Consider the following 20698-nt stretch of genomic DNA (forward strand, 5'->3'; position numbering starts at 1 on the left):
TGGCCATTTGAAAAGCAGGACGTACAGTTTGCGCAAGTAAAGGAGTTACACAATGGACCTGACCTTTGGCACCCCTCTCAGCCAGAGCGGACGCTTGCTGCAACTCACCACGCCGCTGGGTGAGCATCAGCTCCAGGCCCTGCGCATGCATGGGGTCGAGCGCATCGGGCGCGTGCCCCGCTACACTCTCGACGTGGTGGTGCAGGACACCGAATACGATCCTGAAAAACTCATCGGCCAACCCGTCAGCCTGGCCATCCTCTGCGATGACGGTTCTCCCGCGCAGCGTCATGGCCTGGTCGAGAGCGTGCGCTATCTGGGCAATGACGGCGGCCTGCATGACTGGCAACTGGTCTTCGCGCCCTGGTTCAGCCTGCTCGAGTACCGCCTCGACTGCCGCATCTGGCAGGACAAGAACCTGCCGGCGATCCTTGAAGCCGTTTTCTCGATGTACGAGCAGGCCAAGGGCAATTATCGCCTGGACCTGCGTCGCGAATACGCCCCGCTCTCCTACGTCACCCAGTTCAATGAAAGTGATGCCAACTTCGTGCAGCGCTGGTGCGAACAGGAAGGTCTTTTCTGGTACGTCGAACATACCGCTGACAAGCACTGCATCGTCTTTACCGATACCGTCGATACCCTCCCCGCGTTGGCGCCCCAGAGCATTCGGTTTCACACTCAGAACGCCACCGAGAAACAGGACGGCATTACTCAGTGGAGCAGTGGCTCGCAGTTGCTTAGCGGCAAGCTGCACTGGCGCAGTGTCGATTACCTAGCCCACGGCCAGCCACGCGAAACCGTGATGCCGGCCTTGCAGGCCGCTTCGGCCCCGCAGGCGCTGGAGCGGTACGAGTATCAAGGCCAGTACGGCTGGCAGAAGCAGGACCGCGGCGAATGGCTGAGTCGCGTACAGATCGAGCAGCGTGAATCGCAAGCGCGTCGTGTGCAAGGCCAAAGCGGCGTGCGGCAGATGGAAGCCGGACGCTGGTTTGAGCTGACCCAGCATCCGCTGTACGAACGCAAAGCAGCTGAAGAGCGTCAGTTCCTGCTGATCGAAGTCGAAATGTTCGCCGAGAGCAACCTGCCGCTGGCCGAGGAGCGCCGCGAAGTGCCGGGCAGTCTGGCGGCGCTGTTCAGATCTGTTCGTCCTGAGCCATCACCCCTTACCGGTGTGGCAGATACGCTGGGCGTCGGCAGCCACGGCTTCTTCCTCAACCGCTTCGAAGGCCAGTTGCACAGCGTGCCGTTCCGCAGCCCGTCGGAGCATTTCAAGCCGAATAATCCTGGCCCGCAGACCGCCGTGGTGGTCACACCCAACGGTCATGAGGTGTTTACCGACACTTTGAACCGGGTATGCGTACGCTTTCACTGGGACCGGCTTTCCCAAGACGGCGAGCTGGGTTCCTGCTGGCTGCGCATGATGCAACCGAGCAGCGGCCCGGACTGGGGCAGTGTGCACGTGCCGCGTGCCGGTGAAGAGGTGGTCATCACCTTCCTGGATAACGACATCGACCGGCCACTGGTGATGGGCCAGGTTTACGGTGGTCACAAACCTGCCTGGCACTCCAGCGGCTTGATGGCCGGCTACAAGAGCAAGGAAGTCGGCGGCGGAGGTTTCAACCACTGGGTGATGGACGACTCGACCGGCCAGGTCCGCACCCAGATCCACAGCAGCCACGGGCATACCCAGCTCAACCTCGGTTACCTGATCGACCAGCGCGGCAACAATCGCGGAGGCCTGCGCGGTACCGGGTTTGAATTGCGCACCGATGCCTACGGCGCACTGCGCGCCCAGCAGGGTTTGTACCTCAGCACCTGGAAACGCAGCGGTGCTCAGGGCGCACAGATCGATGCCAGCGAAGCGCAACAGCAACTGAAAAACAGTGAACAACGCGTCAAGACCCTGTCCGATACGGCCCAACAGCACAATGCCCTGCCCATGCAGGAAGGCTTGGACAGCCTGACCCAGCTCAACAGCGACGCCGACGTGACCTACGGCAGTGACGACGGCGCCCCAAGCCAAGGCCCCGGCGAGCAGCAACGCAACGGCGGTGATACCGCCTGGGCAATCCGCAGCGGCGGACGCGGTAAAACGCCGGGTTACCAGCAACCTCTGCTGATCGCCTCCTCCCCTGCCGATATCGCCACCGCCACGCCGAAAAGCACGCACCTGCACAGCGGCAAACACCTGACCCTGAGCACGGGCGAAGACGTCAGCATCGCCAGCGGCAAATCCCTGCTGGCCAGCGTTGCGCAAAGCATCAGCCTGTTCGCGCAGAATGCTGGAGCCAAACTGTTCGTGGCCAAAGGCAAGATCGAGTTGCAGGCGCAAAGTGATGCGATGGAGCTGACCGCGCAGCAAGGGGTGAAAATCACCTCGACCGCTGCCGGAATAGAAATCGCCGCTCAGGACGGCATATTGCTTACCAGCGGTGGTGGCTACATCCGCATCAAGGACGGCAACATCGAGATTCACGCGCCGGGGACGATTGATGTCAAAGGGGCGAAGAAGACGTTTAGCGGGCCAGCACAGCTTAATCGCGACCACCCTGCCTGGCCCGAGTCCTCTGTGACCCAAGCGCTTACCTTTTATGCAGGGCAAACCAACGCCGGAAGTTCCAGTGCATGGGCGGGCATGCCTTACAAATTGCGTGACGGTGTGTCAGTCGTCAAACAAGGCGTCATGGATAAAACCGGGGCAATAGACATTGACCACCACCCCACGACCAGTGCCTACATCCTCGAATTGGAAAACGGCATGCGTTATGACATACCGGTCGGTGGGCAGTACACAGGCGAACAAAGCAACGCCGAGTTCGCCAATAGCGGATTTCATCGTCATGGAAGTCAAACGGGTTCAGCGAAGTCTCGGGCAGGAACCGAGAGCGAGTTCCGCGCCCTGTACACCTCGTTGAACAACCCAGAGTCAGAATCGGAAACGTGAACATGGGAACGACTAGCCCATTCAAGACCAGAGTTGCGACCGGCATGCATCCTGATGAACCTGCAGAGCGGCCACGGCCTGTGCAATCAACTGTCAGCCATCCAGCTCGCCTCTCCGGTCAGGCAGCGTGTCAAAACCTATAAGGAACGAAACGCTCATGGAATCGCCACTCCCCCGCCTCAACCGCATAACAGTGCCCATCGCACTCTCGCACACCAACAGCGCCAGGATTGTTCCGCGCTGGTTCGTCGAGGAAAGCGAATTCAGCCCGATTCCAGCCACCTACCGACCGCTGGTCAACGGTGAGGAAGCGTTCAGAGCTGTTTATGAGGCCATTGCCAAGGCCGAGAAATCCGTCGAAATCATCTGCTGGGGCTTTCAGCCTTCCATGTATTTCATCCGCGACGGATGCCACCCCTGCATTGGCGAACTGCTCAGGCTCAAGGCCGCCGCAGGCAGGAAGGTGCGCATACTCGGCTGGGAAATGCCTTTCAACTCTGCAGGCGTAGCAGGCGAAGGCAATCTGCCGGGCAAAGGCGTGATCCGGATAAAATCCCGGGCTATGCAAAGCTCGACGCCTGATCAGTATGACTACGACCGCGACTGGTTCTCTGAGTGCGCGGTGTCCGATGGCAAGGCGGCTGAGCGAGTCAACGGCACATCCCCTGTATTCGTCAGCAGGGGGTTCAGTGCGAAAGAGCGGGCAGAGATTGCTTACTGGGTGAGGTATCAAGCGCTTGATCCCAACATCAGCACTCGCATGCAGCTTGCCCTGAGCGCCAGCGCCTCGCACCACCAGAAAAGCGTGCTGGTCGACTATGAACTGCCCAGCGCGGTCGGCTTTGTCATGGGCCACAACTCGCTGGACGAGTATTGGGACACCGATCAACACTCGGCACTGAACCGTGAAGAGGGCACCAAACCAGAACCTTATCTGGGTGCGCGCGGCCAAACGCCACGCCAGGACATCTCGTGCATGCTGTCCGGGCCGATCCTTCACGATGTGCACCAGAACTTCGCCATCGCCTGGCGTAAGGAAACCGGCGAAGACCTGCTCGCCTGCCGTGATTGCGATCCGTCCTCCAAGCGCCTCCAGTTCCAGAGCGGCACCCGGTTGATGATGCAACTGTTGCGCACCCAGGCTCAGGTGGGTCAGCCCAAAACCAACCGCAAGCACAAGGATGATGTGGGCGACTATGAAGCGCCCGTTCGGGATATCCAGAGCGGTTACATGGTGGCTGCCAATAACGTCACCCAGTTCATCTACATCGAGAACCAGTATTTCCGCTGGCCGCCGCTGGCTGACCACATCAAGACCCTGGCGGGGAAGTACTTCAAGGCAGGCCGCAAGGAACCCCTTTATCTTTTTGTCATCACCAATGACACCAAAGACGGGGTCGGCATGGGCACGGCCAAGACCCAGGAAATGCTCGCCAGCCTGGGCCGGGCCGAGACCATTCCGGCCATCACCAAGCTGCGACTGATCAAGGAGATGAAAAGTGAAGCCCCGGTCAGACCCCGGCCAGATGGGCCAAATGACCGTGCCGGGCAGAGAAAGCTGGACGAGTGGCAAGCGGAGATAGACAGGAAAACCAAGGAGATTGAAGACACCAAGCTGGAACTGGAGCCAGTAACAGGCTTGAAGATTCATGTCTGTTCATTGGTCGCACCCGACTCGCCGGCTGGCCAGCCCTGGATGCCGGTCTATATCCACTCCAAACTGATGATCGTCGATGACGTCTACACCACCCACGGCTCGGCCAACATCAACACCCGCAGCATGATGGTCGATAGCGAACTGAATATTTGTCACGAGCATCCTGAGTTTAGCCAGCCGTTGCGGCGGCGATTGTGGGATATGCATACAAACAAGATAGGGGCGCAGGATGAGCCTGATATGGCGTTTAAGGCATGGGAAGACATAATTACGATTAATACAGATCTTAGGCCGAAGAAAAGACCACCCCATGCCCCTCTAGTTGAATTCAATTACACCGGAACATCCATGACGGACTTTGACTGATGCGCCTAACCTTCTTGCTCTCAAGCATGCTATTGGTTGCCTGCAGCTCCGGCAACGCTATTACTCTACGGACAAAGGACACTCCCTTGAATCAGTTGAGCGAAGTCAACGCCAAACTGGCATTTACCTGCGTACACGAGAAAATACCGGCCCCTTCGGCGGAAACGGACGTGCTGTTCCAATATGCTCGCTGGTTGCAGAAGAACAATCAGATCCCGCAGGACGAAGCGGTCGACGTCGAAATTGGCAGACTGTATCGCATCGCCGCAGAAAACAATCACTATAAGGCCAACGTCAACCTGCAGAACGGTGCCATGCGCGGCCAGTTCAAACTCGCGGGCGGGGAAAGACTGCGCCTTAGCCAGCAGTTAATAGATGCAGACGTGGCTTCGGGATACTACATGATCGCCATCTATCTTCAGAAGGGCGCGGCTGGTCTGCAACAAGATGAAAATATGTCCCTGCGCTACTTCCGCAAGGCAGCAGACGAAGGAAGCGCGCAAGCACAAGCGTTTGTAGCAGAAAAATTATTCCCAATCGACATTGCTCCAGATATCGCTCGGCAAATGCGCCGTTGTGCAGCCGAGCAAGGCAATGGCAAAGCTGCAAGAGCACTGGGTGTTGACCTGAAGAACGACGGTCACTATCAGGCTGCACTTGAGATGCTTCAGCTTGGGGTCTCGGCTGGGGACGAAAGCTCAGCTTCCTTTTTAGACAATGGGTTTCGTGGTCCTAAAAGAGATAATGGGTTGTATTATCTTGACCAGCAGGAGGATCTTCAGCGTGCAGAAAGATACAGGCAAATTGGCAAAGCCCTCGGTAACTGGTCCTACGCCAACCCAAGCGTCCCCGAAATCAACGAAATCGTTCCCCTGCCGCCGGCCAAACTCCCCGCTTGGGATGGCAAGCTGAAATGGGTTGAAGAGCGTGAGGCCAATATCCCGCCGCCCAAGCCTTCCGAAGCGTTGATCGAGCAGTTGGCCAAGACGATGGTGCTCGACCCCAAAACAGGTAAGCCGTTGCCGGGCTCCCCTGTTTATAGCAAGGAAGACTGATCACATACCCATGTGCCCAGCACGGGTTTGCATGTGCCGACAGTATCGGTGCATGCAAATCTATGCGCCCCATCTTTTAGGTATGGAAGCCCGATTATGCGCGTGCTCACTCTGATATTCCCTTTGCCATGAGCGCCAGCGCCTCGCACCACCAGAAAAGTGTACTGGTCGACTATGAACTGCCCAGCGCGGTCGGCTTTGTCATGGGTCACAATTCTCTGGACGAGTATTGGGACACCGATCAACACTCGGCACTGAACCGTGAAGAAGGCACCAAGCCTGCGCCCTATCTAGGCTCGCGCGGCTCTACGCCACGCCAGGACATCTCGTGCATGTTGTCCGGGCCGATCCTCCATGATGTGCACCAGAACTTTGCCATCGCCTGGCGCAAGGAAACCGGCGAGGACCTGCTCGCCTGCCGCGATTGCGATCCGACCTCCAATCGTCTCCAGTTCCAGAACGGCACGCGGTTGATGATGCAAGTGTTGCGCACCCAGGCTCAGGTGGGCCAGCCCAAAACTAACCGCAAGCACAAGGATGACGTGGGCGACCATGAAAAACCCGTTCGAGACATCCAGAGCGGTTACATGGTGGCTGCCAACAACGTCACCCAGTTCATCTACATCGAGAACCAGTACTTCCGCTGGCCGCCGCTGGCCGATCACCTCAAGACCTTGGCAGGGAAATACTTCGAGGCAGGCCGCAAGGAGCCCCTCTATCTTTTTGTCGTCACCAATGACACCAAGGACGGGGTCGGCATGGGCACGGCCAAGACCCAGGAAATGCTCGCCAGCCTGGGTCGGGCAGAAACCATTCCGGCCATCACCAAGCTGCGAATGATCAAGGAGATGAAAAGTGAAGCCCCGGTCAGACCTCGGCCAGATGGCCCAAATGATCGGGCCGGGCAGAGAAAGCTGGACGAATGGCAAGCGGAGATGGACAGGAAAACCAAGGAGATTGAAACTTCCAACTTGGTAGCCAAAGAAGTGCCAGGGTTGAAGATTCATGTTTGCTCATTGGTCGCGCGTGACTTGCAGGATGGCCAACCCTGGATGCCGGTCTACATCCACTCCAAGCTGATGATCGTCGATGACGTCTACACCACACACGGCTCGGCCAACATCAACACTCGAAGCATGATGGTCGATAGTGAACTGAACATCTGCCACGAGCATCCAGAGTTTAGTCAGCCGTTGCGGCGGCGATTGTGGGATTTGCATACGAAGGGGTTAGGGGGGCAGGATGAGCCTGAAATAGCATTTAAAGCCTGGAGCGCTATCATTGGTAATAACAAGAGACTGCAGTCAAAAAAAATGTCTCCATACGCTCCCCTTAACGAATTTTATTACAGCGATACTTCTATGACGGACCTTGACTAATGCGTCTGACTCTTTTGCTTTCAAGCGTTCTGATGGTCGCGTGCGGCACTAGCAATGCCGTTAATCTAAGAACAAAGGACATCCCCTTGAATCAGCTGACTGACATTAATGCAAAACTGGCCTTTACCTGCGTACACGAGAAGTTTCCGGCCTCTTCGTCAGAAACCGATATGCTGTTCCAGTATGCTCGCTGGTTACAGAAAAACAACCAGATCAAGCAGGACAAGACAGTTGATCTCGAAATCGAGCGACTGTACCGAATTCCCGCTGAAAACCAGCATTATAAAGCGAACGTCAATCTGCAGAACGGCGGCATGCGTGGCGAATTTAAGTTAGGCGGCGAAGAACATCTAAGATTAAGTCAGCAGTTGATCGACGCGCGCATAGCAACTGGTTATTACTTCATCGCTGTATTTCTTGAGCGGGGATCCGCTGGCTTGCATAAAGATCCGGAAATGGCCTTGCGTTACTTTCGCAAAGCGGCGGATGAGGGAAGTGCCCAGGCCCAAGCTTATGTGGCAGACAAACTAGAACCGATCGATATTGCTCCGAACATTGCACGACAGACGCGCTGGTGTGCTGCTGAACAAGGTAACGGAAAGGCCGCGACAGCATTAGGTAACGATCAAACAATTGATGGAAATTATCAGAAGGCACTTAAAGCTTATCAACTTGGTGTTGCAGCGGGCGATGAAACTGCAGCATTTTTTTTAGAGAGTGGTTTTGATGGTCCTGCATCGGTTAATCGCTTGTACTTCATAGATCAGAAGAAAGATTTGGAGCGTGTAGATCGCTATAAAAAAATTGGTAAGTTGCTAGGTGACTGGTCCTATGCCAACCCAAGCGTCCCCGAAATCAACGAAATCGTCCCCCTGCCCCCAGCCAAACTCCCCGCATGGGATGGCAAGCTGAAATGGGTTGAAGAGCGTGAAGCCAACATCCCGCCGCCCAAGCCTTCCGAAGCGCTGATCGAGCAACTGGCCAAGGCCATGGTGCTTGATCCTAAAACAGGCAAGCCGTTGCCAGGCTCTCCGGTCTACAGCAAGGAAGACTGATCACAGATCCATGTGCCAAGCAGAGATTTACATGTGTCGACAGTGATCGGCACATGCAAATCTCTGCCCAAACTCAAACCCGACGCGCGCTCGTTGAACCTTATTATCGCGACGCTACTATGACGGACCATGACTGATGCGCTTGACTTTGTTGCTTTCGATCCTGCTGTTGGCCGCCTGCAGCTCCGGCAATGCCCTTACCTCACGGACGAAGGACGCGCCGCTGAATCAGTTGAGCGAAGTCGACGCCAAGCTGGCATTTACCTGCGTACACGAGAAAATTCCGGCCCCTTCGGCAGAAACGGATGTGCTGTTCCAGTACGCGCGCTGGTTGCAGAAAAACAACCAGATACAGCAGGATGAAACGGTCGACGTCGAGATAGGGAGACTGTATCGCATCGCGGCAGAAAACAACCACTACAAGGCCAATGTCAACCTGCAGAACGGTGCCATGCGCGGCCAGTTCAAGCTGACTGGCGGGGAACGCTTGCGCCTTAGCCAACAATTAATAGATGCACACGTGGCAACAGGTTATTACATGATCGCCATCTACCTTCAGAAGGGTGCGGCTGGGCTACAGCAGGATGAAGACATGTCCCTGCGTTACTTCCGAAAGGCAGCAGATGAAGGAAGTGCACAGGCGCAAGCCTATGTGGCGGACAAGCTAGAGCCTATAGATATTGCTCCGGATATCGCACGACAGATGCGTCGCTGCGCTGCCGCGCAGGGAAATGGGAGTGCGGCGCTAGCGTTAGGTACGGATCTCGCGATAGATAGGAATTACAAAGAGGCAATAGAAGCATTCCAGTTGGGTGCAGCGGCAGGTAATGAAGTTGCTGCGTCTTTTCTGGGAAAAGGCTTTCGCGGCCCAAAACCGGATGATCGCTTATACTACTTAGACCAAAAAGAAGATCTTGAGCGTGCGGAACGTTATAAGCAAATTAGCAAATTACTTAGTAGGTTGTCCTACGCCGACCCAAAAGTCCCTGAGATAAATGAAATCGTCCCACTACCGCCAGCCAAACTTCCTGCTTGGGATGGCAAGCTGAAATGGGTTGAAGAGCGTGAAGCCAACATCCCGCCGCCCAAGCCTTCTGAAGCGCTGATTGAGCAACTGGCCAAGGCCATGGTGCTTGACCCTAAAACGGGCAAGCCGTTGCCAGTCTCCCCGGTCTACAGTAAGGAAGATTGATCACAGATCCATGTGCCAAGCAGAGATTTACATGTGTCGACAGTGATCGGCACATGCAAATCTCTGCCCAAACTCAAACCCGACGCGCGCTCGTTGAACCTTATTATCACGACGCTACTATGACGGACCATGACTGATGCGCCTGACTTTGTTGCTTTCGATCCTGCTGTTGGCCGCCTGCAGCTCCGGCAATGCTCTTACCTCACGGACGAAGGACGCGCCGCTGAGTCAGTTGAGCGAAGTCAACGCCAAGCTGGCATTTACCTGCGTACACGAGAAAATCCCGGCCCCTTCGGCAGAAACGGACGTGCTGTTCAAGTACGCCCGTTGGTTGCAGAAAAACAATCAGATTCAGCAGGATGAAACGGCCGACGTCGAGATAGGGAGACTGTATCGCATCGCGGCAGAAAACAACCACTACAAGGCCAATGTCAACCTGCAGAACGGTGCTATGCGTGGCCAGTTCAAGCTCACTGGAGGGGAAAGATTACGACTTAGCCAACAGCTGATAGATGCGCATGTGGCTTCGGGGTATTACATGATCGCCATCTATCTTCAAAAGGGCGCGGCGGGTCTACAACAAGACGAGGATATGTCCCTGCGCTACTTTCGCAAAGCGGCAGATGAGGGAAGTGCGCAAGCGCAAGCATACGTTGCCGAAAAACTCGCGCCCATTGATATTGCACCGGATATTGCAAGACAAATGCGTCGTTGTGCTGCAGAGCAAGGTAACGGCAAGGCAGCTGGAGCATTGGGTGTCCACCTATCAACAGCCAAGCAATATCGGGCCGCTCTGGAAGCCTTTCAACTTGGCGCAGCGGCAGGTGATGAAACCTCTGCGTCTTTTTTGAGCAAGGGCTTTCGCGGACCCCAACCCGATGATCGCTTGTATTATCTAGGCCAGCAGGAAGACTTGGAACGCGCCGAACGTTATAAGCAAATCTGGAGCCTTCTAGCAGATTGGTCCTACGCCAATCCAAGCGTCCCCGAAATCAACGAAATCGTCCCACTGCCACCAGCCAAACTCCCCGCATGGGATGGCAAGCTGAAATGGGTTGAAGAGCGTGAAGCCAACATCCCGCCGCCCAAGCCTTCTGAAGAGCTGATCGAGCAGTTGGCCAAGGCCATGGTGCTTGACCCTAAAACAGGCAAGCCATTGCCGGGGTCGCCTGCTTATCGCAAGAAAGACTAATTACAGTGTCCAGTTCCGAGCAGAATTTTGCATGTGCTGACATTGGCCTGTGTATGCAAACCTGCATTTCCTCCCTTTGTCCGGACGCTAATCGATGCATTATAAAATACTGACAACACCTTGCGACCCATGGCCTTTTTCCAACACAGACCGTCAAGGCCAATCCATCACAACACATTTAAATTACAGATTGCATCAAAAAATTATTTGAATACCGACCCGCGGCTAACAATTTTGCATTCAATGAAAGGAAGCTAAAAATGAGACCAATGAATATATTGAAGCTCGCAACCGGGAGTGCGATAGCATTTATGCTGACGAGTTGCTCCGGGCAGCGATCCACCGAGGAAATCAAACCTTTTGTGATTTGCAAAGAGAGAATTGAAGGTCGTTTCAATAAGCAAGGTGATGTAGAGGAAACGCCTGGACCCGTTGGACGCTGCTCAACGAATCTGCGCAAAATTTCTACTCATTACGTGGCGAAGGATGGGAAAATTTATTGGATGAGGCAAGAACACTCCAGAAATACACCCTGTATCTCAGGAACTGGAGATGCATCGGCATTAATATATAATCTATCACCTGCCTGTCTATTTTCAAGACCAGGGCAGTACGATGCGATAGAAGATAGATGGCTTAAATTAGTTACTCAGGACTCAACCGCCTTTCAGTCTTTGGAGGATACCAGCGAGCCCTTACCTTATTGGAAAAAGGATCAGTATTCACACTACGCAAAAGATACGAACCATGTTTATTACAAACATGCCAAAATAGAAGGTGCAAAACCCGAACTATTTTCAGTTTTTTTCCCATTCGGCACCGATGATAACTGGCGCAAGTATGAGTTTTCAAAAAGTGAAGACGAGGTATTTGTAGGCGGAAAGCCGATTGGCAAAATCGATTTGAATCAATTTACTCCTCTTAAACCTGTGAGATGCCCAGAACATGGGCTTAAAACGTGCGCCTACGTTCCTGACATGGAAAGTTTTTTCACTGCCGGGAACTGGGGAAGCGGGATACTGGGGAAACTGGGAAATGATCTGATTTTTTTACGAGAGAACGGGGCTGATTACTTTCAAGGCATGGCATCGCCCGATATGTTTATGTTTGTAACATCACAAAAAATCTACTTATATACTCATGGGACGTTTTATGAGCTGGCAGCGGGCTCACCGTCATCAACCAGAATACTCGTGCCTATGGATGTTGATTATTATGAAAATAATATATGAACACTGGCACCCAAGTCTCTCCTCCAAAGCACTTGGCAAAACTCATCGTTTGAATAATCTCAAGGATCATGCTGTGATTGCGCCCGGCAATCTCCTAATTTTGCACGCTCAACTGGACAAGTCGGACGCGCAAACGCCCCCGTTTTCCCAGAGACACTCAGGCATGGATAGCAAAGAAGCGACAGTCAGGATGTCGGTGCCGCCTCGTGGCGACGGCACAGGGCATCGTATCGCTGGCATCGCGGCAACCACGGCGCTAGTGCTGGAGACCAATAATCTGCGTGGTGGCAGTGATGCCGTGCAGGCATTGAGCAGCCTCAAGCGGCTGGTTGCCCGGTATGCGCAGCAGAGTGTTTCGCCCCTCTCGCTGGCGCAGTGGGTCATCACCCATGACGGCCTTGATCTGCAGGCGCGTCAGGCGTTGTGTGAGCTGGCAGGGCGCACGCTGGACTTTGTCGAGATCGACGCGCTCACCGGCTACTACGATGCGAAGAATGCAGGCTTTGATTGTGTCGATCAAACGCGCTGCCAGTACGTGGTATTTGCCGACGCCGATTGCCTGCCTTGCGCCGACTGGCTGGAACAGTTGCTTGTACCCTTTGATCAGGCCGATGCGCCGGTTGCTGTCGCTGGACGTACCAGCTATGCGCCAAGTATCGCTGGCAGTGCGCTGACTGCCATTGATTTCATGTATTTCCCCAGCCCGTTGCGCAGCGGTGCCACGCGCAATTTCTATGCAAACAATGTGGCCTTCCGCTGCGATGCTTTCGAGCGGCACCGCTACGAGCCCCTTGACGGCGTTTACCGGGCGCATTGTCAGGTCATGGGGTTGCGCATGCAGGCAGAGGGCGTGGCGGTGGTCTACGCACCGCATGCGCACACCGAACACCGCTTGCCCGACAGCCGGGGAGAAGTCTTGAAACTGCGCTGGTTGCGAGGTGGAGACAGCGTCGACCTCACTCCGTATCTGGTGCATGCCTATATGCCCGGCTGGCTACAGTGGCTCGGGCGCAGCGGTCCCATCGGCCCGTTGTGTGTGATGGTGGGTCGCCTTGGCTACAGCCTGCGCGCACTTAACCACCAGCATCTGCCACCACTGCATGGATTACGACGCCTGACTGCGATGACTTTTGTAGTGGGGCTGTCGCTGCTGGACACCGCCGGTGCCGTTATACGCGGTTGCGGCCTATCGTTTGGTCGTGCCAGCGCACGCCATAGTGAAGCGCTCTCTTATCACCGCAATCTGGATTGAGCCGCGTCATACCCCATCGTCGCACGCAGGAAGCGTGCTCACAGGAAGTCAGTATGAAATCTTTATCGAACACTTCGCTTGGCTGCTACATCGTTTGCCTGGCATTGCTGGGGCTGAGTACTCAGGCACAGGCTGCGCCTTCCGATTTCAAAGGCCGCGGAGTATTTCACTTTGCTTCGGCCAGCGGTTGCGCCACAAACCTCAGCAACGCGGATGACAACTGTAACCGCATCGCCCTGGACGTGGCTGATGCCCATGCCAGCGTAGACCCTCAATCCCACACCATTGTATTTACCGCCGACGCCAGCCATGACAGCAAAACCGTTATAGGCGACGTGTTGCTGCACGGCAGTGGTCTGGCCGACGATGGCCAGCGAGTACCGCTGAGCCTGCATGTATTGCTGCGCCGCTCAGGCAAGGTGTGGTCCCCCGATACCTATGTGCACGCCCCGGTGCGTGGCAAGTTTCGTGAGATAAAACTCGACCCTTACCAGATCAGCGTTCGCGAAGGGACAGGAGAGCGAGTGCTGTTCACAGCCGAGCAGGCACGCAATGTTCTGGCGCAACCGTCACTTGCCGCAAGAGTGGCCAGCTATTTCATCGAGGTTCACCCAAGCGATGTGAAAACCCCTGATGCCAACGACATCACCATTGCCTTGGGAGTCGGCAAAGTATCGAAGTCTTTGCTGCGCGCCAGCTTCACCTCGGATCAACCGGGCACCGTAGAGCTGGGTTCTCTACTGGAAACCGGCACCTGGAATGTCAAATTGCAGGCGTTGAGCGGGCAGATTCCGGTGTGGGTGGTTCAGCGCCAACTGTTTGTGTTTGGCCTGGAAGACAGCCCGCTTCTTGCCGACGTGCGCAAACATGGCTTCAAAAAGCTCGACACCCTCGAAATGGGCGCGGTAAGTGGCAAGGGCTATCTGCGTTACAACGGTGCTGAAGAACGCTTCCCGACCGCTGCGGCCTCAGGCTCGGCCTTTTTACGCGACAGCTTCATCGGCCTGATCCTGGCCTGGCACCGTAGCCCGCAGCCTGTGCAATGAGCGCGATCGAACACAGCGCCAGCGAATCCGACTTCAGCTGCCTGGCCACGCCCGAGGTGCGAGGCCTCGGTGCATTGCAAGCGCACATGGTGGACCGGATCAAACGCGCGGCACTCAAACGCCTGCACCGCAGCCCACGCGGTGAACGCATGCTGCTGCGCATGTACCTGGCCGGCGAGGACGCTACTGAGCGCGCATTACTTGACGAATTGATGCCGCAATCACCGCCTTGGCTCGAACGGCAGGTCGAACAGCACCTGGCCGATGAGCGTCGTCACGTGGTGCTGTTCACTGAGGCCTTGCATGCGATGGGCGATGAAGGATCAAAGCGTCTGGCACCGGACTGGCTCAGTCGGCACAAAATTCGTCGCTGGCAACATCTGGCCCGGCGGCATTCAGCGAATTTCGAGCAGGGCCTGCTGGTGCCCGCCTATGCTACCGGGCTCTGCGCAGAGCAGATGGCCCAGCGCGTGCTGGGCCGTCACTGCGCAGTCATCGGCACGGCACACAGTTTCTACCCGTTGCTGTCGAAAGTGCTGGCCGACGAGAAAGCCCACGTGCGCCTGTGCGAGAACACCTTGCGGCGTATCGTGGCGCCTCATGAATGGGTGCATCTGGCGCGGTTATTGAAGGATATTCGTACTGTAGAATCCGGCTTTGGCGTGACCAGCGCTGTGGCGATGTATGTAGCTGGCTGGGTGTTTGGCGGGCTGCGCAAAGCGGGCGGCAGCGCCCGATGAGCACACGCATTCTTTATCTCGCGACTGCCGATGCACGCGGCCATCTGATGCGCGCGCAATTGCTGGTGCACGCGCTGCGCAAGGCCGGGGCCGAGGTTGATGTGATGACTACCTCTGAGCAAGGGCAGCGTTTTCTGCAGCGTTTCGGAATAGAGGCAGGGGTTCTATCGCTGCACTATGCCGTGCAGTTCGATAGCGAACAAAACATGCTGCGCAAGGCCACCAACCGCAATGTCGCGCACTACCTGTTTCGCCCAAGTCGCATGCTGCGTGATATCGGCCAGCTGCAACGTCGCCTGCGCGATGTCGATCTGGTGATCAACGATTCCTTTCACCCCGCGCTGCTGTACATGGGCATGCTGCCCGGCTGGCGGCGCAAGGTGGTGCATGTGTATGGGGCAAGCCTGAAGGTCGCGCTGATCAATAATTTCGCGGGCATGTGGCCACGTCCGTTTGCGCGCCTGTTTGGCTGGATTGTTGACCGCCAGATAAACGCAGCTCGCGCCTGCATAGAGCATGATTTTGCCTACGCCGTTGACGACGCAGACGCCCCAAAGGTGTTTCGCTTGCCAACCCCGGTAGCCCTGGTTGCCGTAACGCCAGACCGGATCGGCGATGGCGCAGCGGTTTACCTCAACCCTCATTTCACCGAGCCCGCCCTGGCCGACGCCTTGAGCGCGGGCCTGTCCGCTGCAGGGCTGAGCAAGCACCTTATCGGCGAGGGTTATGCCGGACACGATGGCTGGCTTGCCATTGACCCGGACTGGGCCAGCCGCGCAGCGCAGGCACAACTGATCGTGTCGGCACCGGGCATGGCCGCGCTGTCGATCGCGCTGGTTTATCAACGGCCGATCATCCTGGTAGTCAGCGATCAGCCCGAACAAGCCACCAACGCCGCACGTGCTGCGCAGTTGCAGCTGTTGCACCGCGTGGTGACCTGGCGGGGCGATGCTGCTGAATTTCAGCATCAGGTGGCCGATGCGGCCAGGCAACTGTGTGCGGTCTCCGCACCCGACCCTTCCGGCGCGGCAGGTCAGGCGCGCGCCCAGGCGCGAATCAACGCCTGGAACAGCCGTTTGCTCAACTTATGAGTTCAATGCTTATGCCATCGCCCAGCGAACAGCCATGAGCCAGCCCGTGCAGCTTCGCCAACCCGACTACCGTCAGGCGCTGATCGCGTTGCTGGGGCTACTGCTCGGCCTGGGCGTTTTCATCTGTCTGGAACGCGCCGTCACCCCTCGCTACAACTGGGTCACACCGCTGGATGAGTTGATCCCGTTCACCGCACATTCATGGTGGGTGTACGTGCTATTTTTCCCGTTCGTGCTGTTAGCAGCCGGGTACGCCAGCGTCGAGCGCTTCAAGGCGTTCAGAACGGCAACCGGGATCGCGTTTGGCGTGGCCTTGCTATGCTTTTGGCTGTTCCCCGAGTTCATACCCCGGCCTGATACCGGGTTGATCGACAATGCGTTTCTACAACAACGCTTGAGCCGGCTTTGGCAGCTGGACCTGGCGTCCAACGGCTGCCCCAGCCTGCACGTGGCCGTCACCTGCCTGGCTTGCCGAGCGCTTTGGGGTCAACCTTACAGAGCGTTGATCGGCATTACCGGGCTGCTGATCTGCTTGTCGACCCTGACGTTGAAGCAGCACACGCTGATAGATGTCGCAGGCGGTGTGATGCTCGCTCTGGCCTGTGCCCTGGCCACTCGACCACAAGGAAACAACGCCCGTGCCCAAGCCTGAATCACGCACAGGCGGTAACCTCGCGCTGAAAGCGTTTACACCTGCCGCCGAGTTGTATGTGCTCAAACCCTGGATCAGCCTGCTGGCGCTATTGGCCGACTGGGGCCTGATCGCGCTAGCGTTCACTTGCGCCGCGCTCTGGCCACACCCCGCAACCTATCTGTTTGCAGCCCTGCTCATCGCACGCAGCCAGTTGGCGCTGGCGGTGATCATGCATGAGAGCGCCCACGGCGTATTGTTGCCCCGGCAGAAACCTAATGATGTGATCGGCCAACTGGCTGCAGCAGGCCCGCTGTTTATCTCGATGCAGACCTACCGCGCCGGACACCTGAAGCATCACATGCATCCCATGCAGCACGATGACCCGGTAGTCGCGGTGTTCGGTCTGGGGGATTACCCACAACCAAGAGGCAAGCTGGCCACTCGATTACTGGCTGATCTGTGTGGAGTGGGATATTTCATCAGCGCATTCAGATTTGCCCGTGGGGACTATCGCGCAATCATGCCCAAGGTCGATAAATCACCTCGGCAGGCGGCTTGGGAAGTCTTTTCGATGCTGATCAGCAACGGGCTTTTGTTTGGTGTGCTCGCCTGGTCGGGGCATCCGCTGCTGTATCCGGGATTATGGTTGCTGCCTGCCGTCACCTTGCTGCCGCTGATGGGACGGATTCGAGCGATCATGGAGCACGCAGGCCTGCCGGCCTGTGATGACCAGAGCCAGAACGCGCGCAGTATAGTGCGCCCGAACTGGCAGACGTTTGTATTTGGCCCGCATGCCATTCATTACCACATAGAGCATCACCTCTATGTGCGCATGCCTTTCTACCATTTGCGTCAGGCGCATCAGCAATTGACGGCTCGACGGCTGCTGCCGGGCGAGAACCTATACGGCGGATACGGTGGAGTGCTGCGCGACGTCAGCTTCCCCGCGTCCCGAAAGCGTTTGTAAGCGGATACCGTTGCCTGAATAAAAAGCGCCCCAAAGGACGCCTCACTCAATCATCCCCCTCAAAGCACACTCAACGGATACTCCACAATCACCCTCACCTCATCCAGATCCGATTCGAACGCCGTGGCCCGGGTCGTTGCCTGGCGCACGCGCAGTGACAGGTCTTTCAGCGATCCGGTCTGCACGATGTATTTCGCTTCGATATCGCGCTCCCAGCGTTTTTGATCGGTCAGCGGGTTGCCTTGTGCGTCGCGGCGCATGTAGGTGCTGTTGGCGTTGGAGTAGTCGGCGTCGGTGCCTTTGCCGTAGCGGGTCATGAATGACAGGCCGCGCACGCCGAAGGTGGACATGTCGAGGTTGTAGGTGACCATCCACGAGCGCTCCTTGGGTGAGTTGAAGTCGCTGTACTGGATGGAGTTGGCCAGGTAGATGGAGTCGGACTGCCTGAGGTAGTCGAAATCATCATCACCTTCGTTGCGCTGATGCGAAAGCGACAGGGTGTGTGCGCCGTATTGCAGGGCGAGTTTTGCGCTCCAGATGTCGTTGTCGAATTCGCCGAGCAGCTTTTTGCCTTCGTCGGTGGCGTTGTAATAGTTCAGGCTGCCGGTCAGTGCGAGGTCATCGGAAAGTGGCAGTACGTATACCGCCGAGGCGTATTTCTGATCCCAGACATCTTTGAGTCGGCTGGTGTACAGGCCAAGGCTCAGCGCGTCGGTGGCCTGGTAGTCGCCGCCGAAGTAGGCGACCCATGGTGCGTCGACCGCGCCGCCGTAGAAGGTGGCGAAACCGTCGCGCAGGTTGCTGGAGACGGGCTGGCTCATGGAATGCAGGCGACCGCCTTGCAGGGTCAGGCCGCTGATGCTGTTGTTGACGGCGGTAACGCCGCGGAAGCTCTCCGGCAGCAGGCGGGAGTCGCCAAAGGCAACCACCGGCGTCGACGGGAAGACATCGCCGACGTTCACGACGGTGTCGAAAGCCCTGGCCTTCAGCGAGCCGCCGACTTTGGTGTACTCGTCCCGGGCGTTGCCTTGCTCATCGACCGGCAGTACATCGAAAGCGCTGCGCCCACCGTTTCTGCCATCCCCCGTGTCGAGCTTGATACCGATCATGGCAAAGGCATCGACGCCGACACCGAATGTGCCTTGAGTGAAACCTGACTGGAATCGGCCGATGATGCCCTGCGCCCATGCTTCTGAATAGCCATTGCCGGTCGGGCTGGACTCGCCATTGCGATGGTCGCGGTTCATGTAGAAGTTGCGGTTGAGTACCGTCAGCGTGCTGCCTTCGATGAAGCCTTCTTTCTGTTCTTCGGCGAGTGCGGTAATCGGCGTTACACCTGCCAGTGTCGAGCATAGGGCAAGGGACAATGTTCTGAGTTGGGTCATATGTGCTCCGATGGATCGGCAGATTGTTTTGAACGTGTCGACCTGGCTCTTTTTATAGGTGCGAGAGCTGCCAGCGGGGCACCATCTTGAGGTGGCGAAGATAACGTCGAGGTGACGGCGGGATTACAAATATGAAAGGAAGTGAAGTACCGCCTGCGTTAGTTCAATACGGTGAAACAGGCATTGAACGGATACGTCTGTTTTTATTCTCGCCGAAGGCCGTAGGAGCAGGCCGGGCGACGTTTCGCTGGTTAGCGAAGATGGTGCATTTGCAGCGAGCATGCCGGCCTCTTCGCGAACAAGTTCGCTCCTACGCCCTTCGGGCAGATGCATGAAAAACGCTTATCGCCGACGTTTCTGCCAGGAATAAAAAAAGCGCCCCGAAGGACGCTTAAAGATTCGCCCCGACCAAAGGAGCAGGGAGCTGCTACAAAGGGCGAATAGGGGTGCAGCGGGTCGGGTAGCAAAGGCATCAGCCTTCGGACTTGGTCGACCGTTCAGCCTCGGCTTTCTCGTCGGCATTGACGTACCGCTCGGCTTTGCTGCTGTTCTGTTCCTTGAAACGCATCTCTTGCGCCAGGCGCATCTTGTCGGCAGCGGGGCTTGCGTACTCGTTACCGTCGTCGGCAAAGGCTGCAGTGGCGGACAAGGCAGCTACGGCGAAGACCATCGATTTGACCAGTTTCATCATCATTACCTTTCTCGGTTGAATGTCGGACCTGCGCAGCGCTTGGCGCTCGTCAGGGATGAAACAAGCTTACGGAGGGGGAGCTAACAGGAAGGTGAGCGAACAATGACAATACTGTTAGGAAGCTGACATCTTCGAGATGACCGATTTGTAATGTTTCAGCAACCTTCCGGTTAGTGCGCATTGGTTAGGGTTAAGCCACATTCAAACGGAGACAAAAGAAAATGCGCACAGCCAAATCGTTGTTACTTGCCCTGGTCATCCTTTCGCCCATCAGTGCTTTCGCCTACACCTCTGATGAGGTCAAAGCCACTACGGTGATCAAAGAACACCAGGCCAGCGTGCAGAAGTATGCCGCCCTCCATAACAAGCCGATGCCGGAAATCAAGGAGTACACCTACGGCATGAAGCTGGACGTTGCCAAGCTGGTCCGCAAGTCCCCGGATCTGCAAACCTGTAGCGTGATGCCAAAACTGATGACGTACGAAGACTCCAAGGGCAAGCTGAACACGGTTCAGTACCAGGTCCTCGGCGGGTGCAGAAACAGCCAATGATTCTGAACCTGCCAGGAAGGCCACTCAGCGTTACATCCCCCGTCAGCCCGGACCGTCATTCGGGCTGACTTTTTTGCGTCTGCAATCCCCTCCTTTTCCCGTCTCAAATCCAGCTTCGTTTGGTGATTCCGGCCTTTTTTGCAACATCACCGCCTCTGCGTGGTCAACGCAAACCCCACTGTGGCGTGTCGAGATGTGTCTGGACGTAGTTCCGGTCCATCAAACACAGGCTCGGTTACGGTGATCGAGACACTGCAATTACGGATTTG

At 56.5% G+C, this 20698-nt stretch carries 16 protein-coding genes and 1 pseudogene; 15 read left to right on the plus strand and 2 right to left on the minus strand.

The window, feature by feature from the left end:
• The first annotated feature begins 52 nt into the window (after nt 1–52).
• The 14 genes and pseudogenes from V476_RS09290 (at nt 53) to V476_RS09355 (ending at nt 17802) form a co-directional block, all read left to right on the plus strand.
• Nucleotides 53–2944, plus strand: a complete 2892-nt coding sequence (locus tag V476_RS09290) for a type VI secretion system Vgr family protein (RefSeq protein ID WP_051128932.1) — start codon at nt 53–55, stop codon at nt 2942–2944.
• 157 nt (nt 2945–3101) lie between these two features.
• Nucleotides 3102–4967, plus strand: coding sequence for a phospholipase D-like domain-containing protein (locus V476_RS09295; protein WP_024960342.1), 1866 nt, complete (start codon nt 3102–3104; stop codon nt 4965–4967).
• Complete coding sequence (locus V476_RS09300) at nt 4967–6022, plus strand: SEL1-like repeat protein (RefSeq protein WP_024960341.1); 1056 nt, start codon at nt 4967–4969, stop codon at nt 6020–6022. The genes V476_RS09295 and V476_RS09300 overlap by 1 nt, the downstream gene beginning before the upstream one ends.
• Before the next feature lie 125 nt (nt 6023–6147).
• Nucleotides 6148–7401 (plus strand): annotated as a pseudogene (locus V476_RS09305) (phospholipase D-like domain-containing protein); the annotation flags it as partial.
• Nucleotides 7401–8456 (plus strand): SEL1-like repeat protein, encoded by a 1056-nt coding sequence (locus tag V476_RS09310; RefSeq protein WP_024960339.1) that lies wholly within the window; start codon nt 7401–7403, stop codon nt 8454–8456. The pseudogene V476_RS09305 and the gene V476_RS09310, both read left to right, overlap by 1 nt.
• Nucleotides 8457–8592: 136 nt before the next feature.
• On the plus strand, nt 8593–9648 hold the full coding sequence (locus V476_RS09315) for an SEL1-like repeat protein (RefSeq protein ID WP_024960338.1): 1056 nt from the start codon (nt 8593–8595) through the stop codon (nt 9646–9648).
• 136 nt (nt 9649–9784) lie between these two features.
• Complete coding sequence (locus V476_RS09320; protein WP_024960337.1) at nt 9785–10840, plus strand: SEL1-like repeat protein; 1056 nt, start codon at nt 9785–9787, stop codon at nt 10838–10840.
• Between the two features lie 503 nt (nt 10841–11343).
• Nucleotides 11344–12072, plus strand: coding sequence for a DKNYY domain-containing protein (locus V476_RS09325; RefSeq protein WP_024960336.1), 729 nt, complete (start codon nt 11344–11346; stop codon nt 12070–12072).
• Nucleotides 12073–12262: 190 nt separating this feature from the next.
• A complete protein-coding gene (locus tag V476_RS09330) occupies nt 12263–13324 on the plus strand; it encodes a glycosyltransferase family 2 protein (protein WP_024960335.1) in 1062 nt (353 codons plus the stop codon).
• 53 nt (nt 13325–13377) lie between these two features.
• Nucleotides 13378–14370, plus strand: a complete 993-nt coding sequence (locus V476_RS09335; protein ID WP_024960334.1) for a hypothetical protein — start codon at nt 13378–13380, stop codon at nt 14368–14370.
• Nucleotides 14367–15110, plus strand: coding sequence for a hypothetical protein (locus V476_RS09340; RefSeq protein WP_024960333.1), 744 nt, complete (start codon nt 14367–14369; stop codon nt 15108–15110). Before V476_RS09335 ends, V476_RS09340 begins: the two co-directional genes overlap by 4 nt.
• The gene (locus V476_RS09345) at nt 15107–16201 is read left to right on the plus strand and encodes a glycosyltransferase family protein (protein ID WP_024960332.1); all 1095 of its coding nucleotides are present in this window, start codon (nt 15107–15109) and stop codon (nt 16199–16201) included. The genes V476_RS09340 and V476_RS09345 overlap by 4 nt, the downstream gene beginning before the upstream one ends.
• 34 nt (nt 16202–16235) lie before the next feature.
• On the plus strand, nt 16236–16853 hold the full coding sequence (locus tag V476_RS09350; RefSeq protein WP_024960331.1) for a phosphatase PAP2 family protein: 618 nt from the start codon (nt 16236–16238) through the stop codon (nt 16851–16853).
• Nucleotides 16840–17802: a fatty acid desaturase family protein gene (locus V476_RS09355; protein WP_024960330.1), complete on the plus strand. Its 963-nt coding sequence runs from the start codon at nt 16840–16842 to the stop codon at nt 17800–17802. Before V476_RS09350 ends, V476_RS09355 begins: the two co-directional genes overlap by 14 nt.
• A 59-nt stretch (nt 17803–17861) precedes the next feature.
• On the opposite strand, the gene V476_RS09360 is transcribed toward V476_RS09355, so the two are convergent.
• Together V476_RS09360 and V476_RS28445 are read right to left on the minus strand one after the other, a co-directional pair.
• Nucleotides 17862–19187, minus strand: a complete 1326-nt coding sequence (locus tag V476_RS09360) for an OprD family porin (RefSeq protein WP_024960329.1) — start codon at nt 19185–19187, stop codon at nt 17862–17864.
• Between the two features lie 472 nt (nt 19188–19659).
• Nucleotides 19660–19881: a hypothetical protein gene (locus V476_RS28445; RefSeq protein WP_003343801.1), complete on the minus strand. Its 222-nt coding sequence runs from the start codon at nt 19879–19881 to the stop codon at nt 19660–19662.
• A 218-nt stretch (nt 19882–20099) separates the two neighbouring features.
• Here V476_RS28445 and V476_RS09370 point away from each other — a divergent pair, with 218 nt between their 5' ends.
• Nucleotides 20100–20429 (plus strand): DUF2790 domain-containing protein, encoded by a 330-nt coding sequence (locus V476_RS09370; protein ID WP_003426956.1) that lies wholly within the window; start codon nt 20100–20102, stop codon nt 20427–20429.
• Nucleotides 20430–20698: the final 269 nt, after the last annotated feature.

It is taken from the genome of Pseudomonas syringae KCTC 12500, from assembly GCF_000507185.2.
Taxonomy (GTDB): domain Bacteria; phylum Pseudomonadota; class Gammaproteobacteria; order Pseudomonadales; family Pseudomonadaceae; genus Aquipseudomonas; species Aquipseudomonas syringae.

Bases quoted from the DNA above. Each gene is read 5' to 3' on its own strand.
- V476_RS28445 (WP_003343801.1), bottom strand. From the start codon at position 19,881: ATGATGATGAAACTGGTCAAATCGATGGTCTTCGCCGTAGCTGCCTTG.
- V476_RS09315 (WP_024960338.1), top strand. From the start codon at position 8,593: ATGCGCTTGACTTTGTTGCTTTCGATCCTGCTGTTGGCCGCCTGCAGC.
- V476_RS09320 (WP_024960337.1), top strand. From the start codon at position 9,785: ATGCGCCTGACTTTGTTGCTTTCGATCCTGCTGTTGGCCGCCTGCAGC.
- V476_RS09290 (WP_051128932.1), top strand. From the start codon at position 53: ATGGACCTGACCTTTGGCACCCCTCTCAGCCAGAGCGGACGCTTGCTG.
- V476_RS09350 (WP_024960331.1), top strand. From the start codon at position 16,236: ATGAGCCAGCCCGTGCAGCTTCGCCAACCCGACTACCGTCAGGCGCTG.
- V476_RS09370 (WP_003426956.1), top strand. From the start codon at position 20,100: ATGCGCACAGCCAAATCGTTGTTACTTGCCCTGGTCATCCTTTCGCCC.
- V476_RS09330 (WP_024960335.1), top strand. From the start codon at position 12,263: ATGTCGGTGCCGCCTCGTGGCGACGGCACAGGGCATCGTATCGCTGGC.
- V476_RS09360 (WP_024960329.1), bottom strand. From the start codon at position 19,187: ATGACCCAACTCAGAACATTGTCCCTTGCCCTATGCTCGACACTGGCA.
- V476_RS09300 (WP_024960341.1), top strand. From the start codon at position 4,967: ATGCGCCTAACCTTCTTGCTCTCAAGCATGCTATTGGTTGCCTGCAGC.
- V476_RS09310 (WP_024960339.1), top strand. From the start codon at position 7,401: ATGCGTCTGACTCTTTTGCTTTCAAGCGTTCTGATGGTCGCGTGCGGC.
- V476_RS09345 (WP_024960332.1), top strand. From the start codon at position 15,107: ATGAGCACACGCATTCTTTATCTCGCGACTGCCGATGCACGCGGCCAT.
- V476_RS09340 (WP_024960333.1), top strand. From the start codon at position 14,367: ATGAGCGCGATCGAACACAGCGCCAGCGAATCCGACTTCAGCTGCCTG.
- V476_RS09335 (WP_024960334.1), top strand. From the start codon at position 13,378: ATGAAATCTTTATCGAACACTTCGCTTGGCTGCTACATCGTTTGCCTG.
- V476_RS09295 (WP_024960342.1), top strand. From the start codon at position 3,102: ATGGAATCGCCACTCCCCCGCCTCAACCGCATAACAGTGCCCATCGCA.
- V476_RS09325 (WP_024960336.1), top strand. From the start codon at position 11,344: ATGAGGCAAGAACACTCCAGAAATACACCCTGTATCTCAGGAACTGGA.